Here is a 12559-nt window from a genome sequence, read left to right as displayed (position 1 = left end):
TAGATAACGCCACCTAATTTCAATACGGAGCAAGGCATCTGTTTTCGAAACTTGTTAACGACAGAGGTATTACTCAGCCGCTTCGCCAGCTTCTTCAGCAGGCGCTTCTTCAGCTTTAGCCGCTTCAGCCGCTGCTTTTTCCTGCGCTTTCACCGCTTCAGCTTCGGCCTTCGCCGCTGCTTCTTGCTTTACTTTTGCTGCTTCTTCTAACTTAGCAGTCTCAGCCTCTAAAGCCTCAGGACCCTTAGCAAATTGCTTCAGAAGAGAAGCAACGCGATCTGAAGGTTGCGCACCTTTACTGATCCAATATTCAACGCGCTCAGCGTCAACACGCAAACGCTCTTCGCCACCGACAGCGCGAGGATTGAAAAAGCCAACACGCTCGATAAAACGACCGCGAGGTGAACGACGTGAGTCAGCTACCATAATGCCGTAAAAAGGGCGTTTTTTTGCGCCGCCACGAGCTAAACGAATTGTTACCATAATGAGTACTCTATTAATCTTTAATATGCCTGCTCGCTCCAAATCAAATCTAGTTGATTTGGCGGAGCAAGCAATCTAATGAATCTTTCTATTCAAAATTGTTGTCGGCATAAGCCAACGACAATTGATACGCCTCGAGAACATTCATCACATCGTTGATGCTGACGCAGGAATCCTCTGAAGGCGCGCGATTTTATCCCTTACCAGCTGTAAAGAAAAGGTTTTTAACGCAAAATCACTTAAAAACTCAATGTTTAGTGGAAAACAAGGCGTCTCCTAAAACTACTGAGCGAATGCAACGCAGAAACCACTCAAAAACAACACTATTTATCTCGTAGGCGATTGTATTCACTTCATTTGAGAACTAGAATTCGCGCGCTCATCGTGGCAATGTCCCCACGAAGCCACCGATTCATTAATAAGGTACCCCCAATGTTTGAGATTACTGCCGCTCGTCGCGCAAACCTCCGGAACGATGTCCTTTCAGGACTGACCGTTGCTCTTGCCCTAGTTCCTGAGGCGGTTGCATTCGCTCTCATTGCTGGCGTTGAACCTCTTGTTGGTCTCTATGCCGCGGCCATTGTTGGATTTATTACCGCCGTCGCTGGCGGCCGACCAGGCATGATCTCTGGTGCCACTGGCGCTCTAGCCGTGGTTATGGTGTCCCTGGTCGCCCAGCACGGCGTGCAGTATCTGTTTGCAACCGTTGTTTTAATGGGTATCTTACAAATTTTAGCTGGAGCCTTACGAATAGCGCGATTTATCCGACTGGTTCCCCACCCCGTCATGCTGGGTTTTGTCAACGGTCTGGCTATCGTTATCTTTTTAGCCCAGCTAGGCCAATTCGGTGAAAAAGATGGTATTGGCTGGGCGAATGGCACCTTATTAGAAGGAAGCATTGTTGATGTAGCTTGGTTGCCGAGCCCTGAACTCACGATGATGTTAGGGCTGGTTGCCGTCACCATGGCTATTATCCGGTTTTTACCATTATTAACGAAAGCAATCCCGTCCTCATTGGCGGCCATTGTGGTTGTTTCACTTGCCGTTGTCGGTCTCAATTTGGACACCAAGGTAGTGGGAGACGTTGCTTCCATTGGCGGCGGGCTACCAGACTTTCATATCCCCACAGTTCCACTGACATTCGAAACTTTTACGATCATTTTCCCATACGCGATCATCTTGGCCGCCATCGGCTTAATTGAGTCCCTACTGACTCTCCGATTGATCGACGAAATTACAGAAACCCGCGGCAATGGCAACAAAGAATGCTTTGGGCAAGGCATCGCCAACACCGTTACCGGCTTCTTCGGAGGCATGGGAGGTTGCGCAATGATTGGCCAAAGTATGATCAACGTAAACTCAGGCGGCCGGGGCCGTACTTCAGGCATTAGCGCAGCGCTATTTTTAGGCGCATTCATTCTTGTCGCGTCTAGCCTGATTGAACAAATCCCAATTGCAGCACTGATCGGCGTTATGTTTATTGTTGTGATCGGAACCTTTGAGTGGTCTAGCTTTCGGATTATTCGGCGCGTCCCCAAGCAAGACGCCTTCGTACTCATCACCGTATCAGCGGTCACCGTATTTACTGACCTTGCGATTGCTGTAATCGTGGGGGTCATTATCTCAGCGCTTGTTTTCGCATGGAATCACGCAAAAGAAGTGAGGGTTGAGAAACGCGAAAATCGATATGGATCACATTACTATACGGTACACGGCCCTCTGTTTTTTGGTTCTACTGCGTCATTTACCGATCAGTTCACGCCGCGCGATGACAATAACGACGTCATTATAGACTTTGCTGACTCTAGAGTTGCAGATCACTCAGGCATTGAGGCCATTGACGCCTTAGCTGAACGATACCGCAAGAACAATCGCACTTTACACCTAATACACCTGAGCTCCGAGTGTAAAAAACTCTTAAAGAAAGCTGGCGATATGGTCGAGGTGAATGTTGTAGAAGATCCGAATTATTTTGTTGCAATCGAAAGCGCGTTTAGCGACGAGGATGCCAACAACTAATACCTACCTGGATTCTGTGCTACCCTGACTTGGAAACAAGCTCAGGGTAATTTTATGTCAGCAAAAAAAGGGGTCACCTACTTTCTTATCGCTTTTGTGGCGTTTGTCTTTTTACAATCTTTGTTCTTCAAGTTCACGGGCTCCGAAGAGACAGACATCATCTTCAGCACCATCGCAGACTGGATGAAAACGGTCGGATTGGGCTTTATAGCACCCGCCTTTGCGGCTTACGGTGGCTACGTGATAGGAGGAACAGAGCTCGTTGCCACTGGATTAATGATAAATCCAAAAACGCGCAGCATCGGCGCGTTTCTCGGATTAGCCGTCATATCTGGCGCAATCTTTTTCCACCTATTCACACCTCTTGGCGTGAATCGAGTGGTCGATTCACAAGGGAACACAGATGGCGGGGTGTTGTTTTATATGGCCTGTGGTGTCTGGGTAAGCTGCCTATTGATTTTCATCCTCAATAGAAAAAACAACTAGTCTAAGGCCATTAAACAATCAATCTAGGGCACCTTCAGACCGCCTTAGATTGACTTTAGCACTCGCTCTCACTTGCCTGCAAATGGCCACTGTGAAACCTAATGTGCTCTTCGATGAACGTGGCGATAAAGAAATACGAGTGATCATATCCCTGCTGATAGCGCACACGGATATCACCCTTCGCGTCACCTGCCGCTTTCACATACAAATCGGTCATCAGCTGCTCCTCCAAGAAACCATCAGCGGTACCCTGATCTATCAACGTTGGCAGCGACTCGCCTAAGCATTCAAGAAGCTCACACGCATCATAGTCTTTCCATTGATCACGATCATTACCCAAGTAATTTTCAAACGCTTTTACCCCCCAAGCACACTGCATGGGAGCAACAATTGGTGAAAACGCAGAAACAGACTTATAACTATCTTGGTTTTTAAGGCCAATTGTGAGCGCACCATGCCCGCCCATGGAGTGGCCGAATATTGATTTCAACTGCGCATCGATATTGAACTGACTTTCAATCAGTTTTGGTAATTCCATGGAAACATAATCACACATTTGATAGTTTTTCTTCCAAGGCTCCTGCGTTGCGTTGACGTAAAACCCAGCACCCAAACCGAAATCCCAAGCACCCTCACTGTCATCAGGCACGCCCTCTCCCCTTGGACTCGTGTCGGGACAAACTATCGCTACGCCGAGTTCAGATGCTATTTTTTGGCCTCCCGCTTTGGTGACAAAATTCAAATCGTTGCACGTCAGCCCAGACAGCCAATAGAGTGCCGGGACAGCCTGATGCTCCGCCGCGGGCGGCAAAAAGATCGAGGCCTGCATATCACAATTAAGCAGGTCTGAGTGGTGACTAATTTGAATCTGCTGCCCCTCAAAGGCCTTAACACTGGATAGTTGTTTCATGTCCCATCAACTCACTTTTGATAAAGCTTGAATTGTAACTCAAACTAACACAACCGAAGCACTAAAGACATATACCGGTACACCTCAACAAATCACCTAAGGACAATCCAGTTGATACACTTTTGCGGCCAATTAACGTAAGCTTATTTTAACCACTAGCAACAACCTTGAACCGACGCATAGCCCGCCAAAAAAATCATGTTTAACTTTTTCGAAAAGGCTGTCCCTCCATTCCCTGAATCTCGGATAGAACAACCTCCCACACAGCTAAGCCAATTTATTTGGTATTACGCAAAACCATTTCGATACTTGCTTCTTGTTCTGTTTATTACTTCGGCGATTATCGCCGGAATCGAAGTGTATATGTTTAGCGCAATCGGAGAAATGATAGACTGGATGCAGACCGGAGATCCAACCACTTTTATTTCAACCCATGGCTCTGCACTCCTGAAAATGATGCTACTGGTGGTCATTGTATGGCCAGTACTTAATCTCATTGATTCGGCTGTGGAGCATCAGGGATTACTCGGAAACTTTGCTATGCAGGTTCGCTGGAGAGCGCACCGGTACTTACTTCGACAGTCAACCAGTTTTTTCGCAAACGATTTTTCAGGTCGAATAGCGACAAAAGTAATGCAGACAGCGTTAAGTGTTAGGGACTCTATCGTAAGCATCAATGGCCTGATGGTCTATGTGATAGTTTACTTCACCAGTTCCGCTGTAATTTTTCTAAGTAATGATTGGCGCTTAGCCAGTCCACTTATCTGCTGGCTGTGTGCCTATGTTCTGGTTATGCGTTATTTTCTGCCTCGCTTAAAAGAAATATCTGCTCAACAATCTGATGCTAGATCAACGATGACTGGCCGCGTCGTGGATGCCTACACAAACATCCAAACCGTGAAAATGTTCTCTACCAATAACGCTGAAGAGGAGTACGCGAAAGACAGCATGCAAGAAATGCTGACCAGCGTCTACCAACAAATGCGTCTCGTCACAACGCTAAATGCCACGCTAATCACAATCAATGCTTTCCTAATATGCGGAACACTGGGACTTGGAATATGGCTATGGACTCAATCCATTGTTTCCGCGGGGGCCATCGCCGTATCTGGCGCACTGACCTTGCGATTACAGGCAATGAGTCAGTGGTTTATTTGGGAACTCGCCCGCCTATTCGAGGCCATTGGGACAACTCAGGATGGAATTAATACCATCTCTCAACCGTCAGACGTGACAGACCCAGCGGAACCTATCCCACTTAAAATAGAGAAGGCTAGTATCGACTTTGAGTCTGTGTCATTCCACTATGGCAAGAAAGGCGGCGTGATTGATGATTTCAGTTTATCCATCAAACCTGGCGAAAGAATAGGCCTAGTTGGACAATCGGGAGCGGGAAAATCAACGCTCGTTAGCTTGCTACTGCGCCTTTACGACATTGAGTCTGGCAGCATTCGAATTGACGGACAAGATATTACATCGATAACGCAAGAAAGCTTACGTCAGAACATTGCAACCGTAACGCAAGATACTTCACTTCTCCACCGCACAATACGTGAGAATATCGCCTATGGAAAACACGGTGCGACAGAACAAGAGATACTAGCTGCAGCCAGTCTTGCCAAAGCAGACGGTTTCATTCACAGCCTTGAGGACAACGAAGGAAATATTGGATTAGACGCTAAAGTTGGCGAACGCGGAGTAAAACTATCAGGCGGGCAAAGGCAACGAATCGCCATTGCCCGAGTTATATTAAAGAACGCTCCCATCCTCATCCTAGACGAGGCAACATCGGCACTGGATTCCGAAGTTGAGGCGGCAATTCAAGAACAGCTAGAGGGATTGATGCACAAGAAGACCGTCGTAGCCATTGCCCACCGCCTCTCTACCATAGCAAAGATGGACAGACTGATTGTATTGGAAGGAGGCAAAATTGCTGAAATTGGAACTCACCAAAAACTACTAGATCAGAACGGAATTTACGCAAAGTATTGGACACGACAATCCGGAGGATTCATATCCGAGGCGTAGAGGTTTGAAAAAGAATTGGAAATTAATGCAACGTTTTATGGGTGACCGGAGGTATAGGGGTTAAACAGAACATTAATTTAACTCAAACATACTCAGGAGCTACTATGCCAGCAGAAATTTTTATCATCGCCATGTCGGGTATGGCAACGCCAATTTTGATTTTGGCTATTGTTTTCTACTACACACACTTAAGCGAACAGAGGTTTCATAACACACTGCAAAAGTTAATCGAGAGCGGACAAGAACTTTCGGAAGAAACTATTTCCGGAATACCCGGCTACAAAAAAGTCATGCCTCGTGATGATTCTCGCAACGGCACCATGGCTGTCGGTGTCGGCATAGGTCTGTTTTTGTTTGGTTTCGTCAGCCTTGGCAATTTTTTTATGGGCGTAGGGCTATTGGTGGCAACAATCGGCGCAACCATGGTTTACTACCATAAAAAGAATCAACCAAGCAGCAGCAAGGACCTGACAGTAGGTGAGTAACCACAACGACGATGCTGTTCTGGTCAAGTTAACCCTTGATCAGGGCAGTCAATATTTCGGGAAACTAGTAAAGCGTTACAGTGACTACGTCTATGGCTTGGGCATGCGCTTAAGCGGCGGCAATGACGCCCAAGCTAAAGATGTGTCTCAACAAGCATTTATAAAAGCATTTCAATACCTCGGAAGCTTCAACCCCAACCACAAGGCGCTTGGCACCCAAGAAGGCACACGCTTTCGTAATTGGCTAACCGGGATTGCCACTAATTGTTATGCGGACCTAGCTAGACGCGAAGCCGCCTACCTACCACTAACCCCACACGTAGAACAAACACAGCAGACCAAGGGACAGGCTAGCAATTTTAGTGAATTTAATGATTTGATTCGCTCACTTACCATTGAAGAACGACAAATAGTGACATTAAAATATGTTTATGAATACAAAGTTGACGAAATTGCTGGCATGCTATCAATGAAGGCAGGAACGGTTAAGTCTAAAATGAGCCGCGCTATTAGCCGGCTTCGCGAGGTAACAGATGAGCAAAATTGATGATATTTTTAGCACTGAAAAAACGCGCAACTACTCGCTCGAAGACAAGGATCAGTTCGTATTTGACACTCTGGCAGCCATATCAACATCAAAGACTCAACGATTAAAACGCTTCGTTACGGCGTTGGGTATTGCTCTGGGGGTTTTGGTGATTTGCGTACAATTCATTCTCCTGAAGTATGCAAGCTTTGAAAGCATAGTGCAGCAAGCGGAGCTACTAATGACGCAAAAGCCCTATTTACTCGCCGCCTTCAACATCACGCTAATCGGCGCAATCATGATGCTTAGACGATATAGATTTTTTTAACTAAACTTTTTAACTAAACTTTTTAACTAAACTTTTTAACTAAACTTTTTAACTAAACTTTTTAACTAAACTTTTTAACTAAACTTTTTAACTAAACTTTTTAACTAAACTTTTTAACTAAACTAAGACGTTCAAACATCAAATAGCCACCCACGACCGCAAGGCTTGAGAATTGAAACCCTCAGCCTTTGCGCGATGTACCTAAAGCTCAACATTAAATGCCACTTCGTCACGAAGCCGCGCAGCGCTGCAATTGAATAGAAAGAGATTGGAAGCTTTAAAGTACGCCTATTCCCACTCGATTGTGGCTGGCGGCTTACCAGAAATATCATAAGTTACGCGCGAGATACCTCGCACTTCATTTATTATTCGATTGGATATATTTCCAAGAATTTCGTAGGGAATATGGGCCCACGTGGCCGTCATAAAATCAACCGTTTGAACTGCTCTCAGAGCCACAACCCAATCGTACGCTCGATTATCGCCGACTACTCCAACAGATTTAACCGGCAGAAATACCGCAAACGCCTGGCTGGTTTTTTCGTACCAACCCGTTGCGTATAGTTCCTCCATAAAAATTGCGTCAGCTTCACGTAATACGTCAGCGTATTCCTTCTTAACCTCACCAAGTATACGCACGCCTAAGCCTGGCCCGGGAAATGGATGACGTTGAATCATTTTTTCTGGCAAACCAAGCTCCAGTCCCAATTTTCGCACTTCATCCTTGAACAGCTCGCGCAATGGCTCAAGCAATTGTAGCTCCATGTCGTCGGGCAGCCCGCCAACATTGTGGTGAGACTTAATAACCTGTGCTTTTCCGGTTTTTGACGCCGCCGACTCAATTACGTCTGGGTAGATAGTTCCTTGAGCAAGCCACTTTGCGTTGTCGATTTTCTGTGACTCTTCTTCAAAAATTTCAACAAAGACTCGCCCAATAATTTTTCGCTTCGCTTCAGGCTCTTGTTCACCAGCGAGCTCAGACAAAAACCTTTCCTCAGCATCAACTCTGATGACTCGAACACCCATGTTTTGGGCGAAGGTCTCCATTACTTGATCACCTTCGTCTTTACGTAACAACCCATTATCAACGAAAATACAAGTAAGTTGATCGCCAATGGCTTGATGCAATAACGCTGCTACAACCGACGAATCGACACCGCCTGACAATCCAAGAATCACGTGTTCATCGCCCACCTGCGTGCGAGCTTGCTCTATGCAATCTGCAATTATATTGCTCGCAGACCAATCACTTGCGCAACCACAAATATCGTGAGCGAAGCGACCTAGTAAGTCTTTTCCGTGCTCAGAGTGAGTAGTCTCAGGGTGAAATTGAACACCATAGAACCGCCTCTGCTCATCCGCTATAGCGCACAACGGAGCATTCCCCGACTGACCAATTACTGTGAACCCGTCAGGCACTTCAGTGACTTTGTCTCCATGACTCATCCACACACTTTGAGACTCTTCTTTTATGAGAGCATTCGGGGATACTAAGTCGACTTGAGCATGTCCAAACTCACGCTTATCCGACGTTGATACTTTACCACCCAACATCGCGGCCATGCACTGCAAGCCATAGCAGATTCCCAATACCGGCACGCCCATCTCAAAAATACCTTCAGGCGCACGCGGGGTATGATCCTCGGTCACTGTTGAGGGACCGCCCGATAGGATGATTCCCCTTGGCGCGAATTCGAGCACCGTCTCTAAATCATTGTCATATGCCCAAATTTCACAATAGACTCCCAGCTCACGAATGCGCCGAGCGATCAGTTGCGTGTATTGAGAACCAAAATCCAGAATTAAAATCTTATCGCTATGAATGTCAGTCATGATTTCTTTAATTTAGTCAGTCGAAATTAAAAATGCCGCCTTACGGCGGCATTCTTGTTGAAGCCTTAACTTCTATAATTAGGCGCTTCTTTAGTTATGGTCACATCGTGAACATGTGACTCAGCGACACCTGCATTGGTAATCTTAACGAATTCACATTTTGTTCTCATATCCGCCAGTGTGGCATTGCCTGTATAGCCCATACTAGAACGCAAACCACCCATCAATTGATGAATAATGTGAGTTGCCGGCCCCTTATAAGGAACGCGTCCCTCTATACCCTCAGGCACGAGCTTTTGAGCCTCAGATTCATCTGATTGAAAATAGCGATCTTTTGACCCCTTTTCCATCGCACCAATGGATCCCATTCCTCGATAGGACTTATAAGAACGGCCCTGATATAACTCTATTTCTCCTGGTGCTTCGTCAGTACCAGCGAGCAAACCACCAACCATCACACAGTTAGCGCCCGCAGCCATGGCTTTCGCTATATCGCCTGAAAAGCGCAATCCCCCATCGGCGATCAGTGGTACTCCAAGTCCTTTCAAGGCTTGAGCCACATCATAGACCGCGGTAATTTGGGGAACCCCTACACCAGCAACCATTCTGGTAGTACAAATAGAGCCTGGTCCAATACCAACCTTAACAGCATCAGCGCCAGCCTCTACCAAATCCAGCGCGGCTTGAGCGGTTGCAATATTTCCACCAACAATCTGAACCTGCGGGTACTTTGTTTTTAAACGGCGAACGGTATTCAATACACCATCATGATGGCCATGGGCTGTATCCACCACTATAACGTCAACACCCGCTTCGACCAAAAGTGCAGCCCTTTCGTCTGTATCTGCTCCTGTACCGACGGCTGCGCCGACCCTTAGGCGGCCATTGCTGTCTTTACATGCCGTTGGGTGGTCTGTCGATTTTTGAATATCCTTAACCGTCACCAAACCTTTCAGCCCAAAGTTGTCATCAACGACTAGAAGCTTTTCTATTCTGTGCTGATGCAATAGACCGAGGATCTCGTCTTTACTCGCGCCCTCTCGGACTGTTATTAACTTGTCCTGGGGTGTCATTGCAGAGGTGATTGGTTCATCGAGACGCGTTTCAAAACGCAGATCTCGACTGGTAACGATGCCCACCAATTGATCCCCGTCAACCACGGGCACTCCCGATATGCGCTTGCGATGAGTCAATTCAATAACCTCACCAACACTGACGCTTGGGCTGACCGTAATCGGGTCAGATATCACGCCACTCTCGAATTTTTTTACTCGAGAAACATTTCGCGCCTGCAATTCAGGCGTCATGTTCTTGTGGATGATACTAAGTCCGCCTTCTTGAGCTAAGCAAATAGCCATACGGGATTCAGTGACCGTATCCATTGCTGCTGACAAGAGGGGGATACCAAGACGGATGTCTTTAGTAAGTTGGGTGGAAAGTTCAACGTCACGCGGCAAAACGCTTGATCGAGCAGGCGTTAGCAAGACGTCGTCGAATGTAAGAGCTTGTTTGATATTTTCCATCGCGGGATTATACGCAACAGCAATGATTTTTCAATTACGAAGTGACTATTTTTGGCTTAGATTAAACGAATTTATCGATTTATATCCAGAAAACGCAGGCAAGGCTGCCAATGCGGGGAGAACAAGCCTCCCCAACGATCAAATCATGTCGTGTTTAGCCAGCTAAAACTCGTTACTTAACTTCCAATACTTTTAAAGTATTGGTATTCCCATCCACACCAACAACATCACCATAAGTGATCACGACATTATCGCCCTTTTCCAACTCAACCACCGATTTAACATACTCAATTACATCTTCGAGTTGAGTATTGCGCTCAGATTCGTGCGGCAAGTGAGCGGAGCGTACGCCCTTATACAGAGCCACTCGATTTAACGTAGAGTCCTTTGGTGACATCGCCACCAATGGTAGATGAGTCTTTATGCGAGACATCCAAAGCGCGGTACTTCCTGACTCAGTCAGACAAACAATAGCTTTGACCTTTTTGAAATGATTCGCCAGATACATCGTCGCCATGCCTATCGATTCATCAACAAAATCAAATTCGGTTTCGACGCGATGCTTGGAAACTTGAGTAAGGGTATGTTTTTCAGTCGCAACGATCACGTTATAGACCGTCTTAATAACCTCCACTGGGTAATCACCAACCGCCGTCTCAGCAGATAGCATCACCGCATCGGAATAATCGAACACCGCATTCGCGACGTCTGATACTTCAGCCCTAGTAGGAACTGGGCTATCGATCATACTCTCCATCATTTGTGTCGCCACGATAACGGGCTTATTTAAAGTCCTCGCACGCGCGACAATCTGCTTTTGATAAGAAGTCACAGCCTCAAAACCAACCTCTACCGCTAAATCACCTCGAGCAACCATGACGCCATCGCAGCTATTAACCATTTCATCGATGACAGCCTCTGAAACCACAACCTCTGCTCGCTCCAACTTGGCAATCAACTTTGTTGAACAACCCAACGCATCCAGCTTTGCTCTTGCATCCAGCATATCGGATGCCTGCGCAGGAAATGACACACACATATAGTCAAGGTTCTGCTGGGCAGCGAAGGCCATATCCTTTATGTCCTTAGGTGTGAGCGCATCCTCAGCCAACCCCCCGCCCTGCAAGTTTAATCCTTTGCGAGACGACAACTTAGTCCCTGCGATAACTTTAGTATTGATCGCATTGCCAGACACGGACAATACCTCCAATTGAACCCGCCCATCATCGAGCATCAATACTCGGCCCGGGCTACAACTTTGAGCCAATGTATCGCATAGGTAACTTACGCCATCTGGGCTTCCGTCTGAATCTGCTATATCTGAATCAAGCAGCAACGCTTGCCCAACCTCTAACGGGAAGCTATCTCCGACAATCGCTCCAATCCGAATTTTCGGCCCCTGTAAATCGCCCAAGATAGCAACGTGTTGCCCTAGATTTGATGCGGCAGCCCTGATGTTGGCAATCGAATGCCCGTGCGACTCATGAGAACCGTGCGAAAAATTGATTCGAAACACACTACACCCATTGGCGATCATCTCCTCTAGAACAGATACATCACCGGACGCTGGCCCAACGGTGGCAACAATTTTAGTTCGATTGAGATTCTTTATTCTGTAATTTTCTTTCATTTATTGAAGCCTTTAGCCCATTTACGCTCAAAATAGTGACTATTTAGTTAAAAATAGAGAGTTTCACTCAATCTTACCGAGCAATTGTTAGGTTTATATTAATTCCATACGCATCCATTGTAACAAATTTTCAATCTCAGGTAGGAGTTTAATTATCATACAATTGAGGTTTTTCCTGTCTATATTGCCAGATCTGAATCGATTCTCAATCCTGATAATGATGGATCGGTCATTCACCTGTGATAAACTTGGGCTGGTTTTTTACAAGACAGTATCGAGAGCTGTCTTGGGCATTTAAACTATTTATT

Annotated in this window: 11 protein-coding genes; 6 read left to right on the top strand and 5 right to left on the bottom strand. The window is 46.3% G+C overall.

Annotation, left to right across the window (positions count from 1 at the left end; translation table 11 throughout):
• Positions 1-69 precede the first annotated feature (69 nt).
• Positions 70-483: a 30S ribosomal protein S16 gene (gene rpsP, locus ABWW54_RS12065; RefSeq protein ID WP_353412537.1), complete on the bottom strand. Its 414-nt coding sequence runs from the start codon at positions 481-483 to the stop codon at positions 70-72.
• Between the two features lie 432 nt (positions 484-915).
• Between rpsP and ABWW54_RS12060 the strand changes: the two genes are divergently transcribed.
• Both ABWW54_RS12060 and ABWW54_RS12055 read left to right on the top strand, forming a co-directional pair.
• Positions 916-2502 carry a SulP family inorganic anion transporter gene (locus tag ABWW54_RS12060; RefSeq protein WP_353412536.1) on the top strand — a complete coding sequence of 529 codons (1587 nt, stop codon included), beginning with the start codon at positions 916-918 and terminating at the stop codon, positions 2500-2502.
• Between the two features lie 54 nt (positions 2503-2556).
• A complete protein-coding gene (locus ABWW54_RS12055) occupies positions 2557-2988 on the top strand; it encodes a hypothetical protein (protein ID WP_353412534.1) in 432 nt (143 codons plus the stop codon).
• Positions 2989-3043: 55 nt separating this feature from the next.
• Here the strand turns inward: ABWW54_RS12055 and fghA are convergent, their stop codons facing one another.
• Complete coding sequence (gene fghA / locus ABWW54_RS12050; protein WP_353412533.1) at positions 3044-3898, bottom strand: S-formylglutathione hydrolase; 855 nt, start codon at positions 3896-3898, stop codon at positions 3044-3046.
• A gap of 198 nt (positions 3899-4096) precedes the next feature.
• On the opposite strand from fghA, the gene ABWW54_RS12045 reads away from it, so the two are divergent.
• The 4 genes from ABWW54_RS12045 to ABWW54_RS12030 all read left to right on the top strand — a co-directional run bounded on the left by ABWW54_RS12045 (position 4097) and on the right by ABWW54_RS12030 (position 7265).
• The gene (locus ABWW54_RS12045; protein WP_353412532.1) at positions 4097-5926 is read left to right on the top strand and encodes an ABC transporter ATP-binding protein; all 1830 of its coding nucleotides are present in this window, start codon (positions 4097-4099) and stop codon (positions 5924-5926) included.
• Between the two features lie 104 nt (positions 5927-6030).
• Positions 6031-6411 (top strand): DUF6249 domain-containing protein, encoded by a 381-nt coding sequence (locus tag ABWW54_RS12040; protein WP_353412531.1) that lies wholly within the window; start codon positions 6031-6033, stop codon positions 6409-6411.
• Entirely contained in the window at positions 6404-6958 is a 555-nt protein-coding gene (locus ABWW54_RS12035; RefSeq protein ID WP_353412530.1) for an RNA polymerase sigma factor, read from the top strand. The genes ABWW54_RS12040 and ABWW54_RS12035 overlap by 8 nt, the downstream gene beginning before the upstream one ends.
• Positions 6945-7265, top strand: coding sequence for a hypothetical protein (locus ABWW54_RS12030; protein WP_353412528.1), 321 nt, complete (start codon positions 6945-6947; stop codon positions 7263-7265). The genes ABWW54_RS12035 and ABWW54_RS12030 overlap by 14 nt, the downstream gene beginning before the upstream one ends.
• Positions 7266-7553: 288 nt before the next feature.
• Here the strand turns inward: ABWW54_RS12030 and guaA are convergent, their stop codons facing one another.
• The 3 genes from guaA to pyk all read right to left on the bottom strand — a co-directional run bounded on the left by guaA (position 7554) and on the right by pyk (position 12251).
• Positions 7554-9098: a glutamine-hydrolyzing GMP synthase gene (gene guaA / locus ABWW54_RS12025; protein WP_353412527.1), complete on the bottom strand. Its 1545-nt coding sequence runs from the start codon at positions 9096-9098 to the stop codon at positions 7554-7556.
• Positions 9099-9163: 65 nt separating this feature from the next.
• Positions 9164-10621: an IMP dehydrogenase gene (gene guaB, locus ABWW54_RS12020; protein ID WP_353412526.1), complete on the bottom strand. Its 1458-nt coding sequence runs from the start codon at positions 10619-10621 to the stop codon at positions 9164-9166.
• A gap of 172 nt (positions 10622-10793) precedes the next feature.
• Positions 10794-12251 (bottom strand): pyruvate kinase, encoded by a 1458-nt coding sequence (gene pyk, locus ABWW54_RS12015; protein WP_353412525.1) that lies wholly within the window; start codon positions 12249-12251, stop codon positions 10794-10796.
• Positions 12252-12559 lie beyond the last annotated feature (308 nt).

Origin of the sequence: Arenicella sp. 4NH20-0111, from assembly GCF_040366405.1 — a bacterium.
Taxonomy (GTDB): domain Bacteria; phylum Pseudomonadota; class Gammaproteobacteria; order Arenicellales; family Arenicellaceae; genus Arenicella.
The sequence above is the reverse complement of the archived record's forward strand: the minus strand, read 5'-3'. Positions and strand labels throughout refer to the sequence as shown.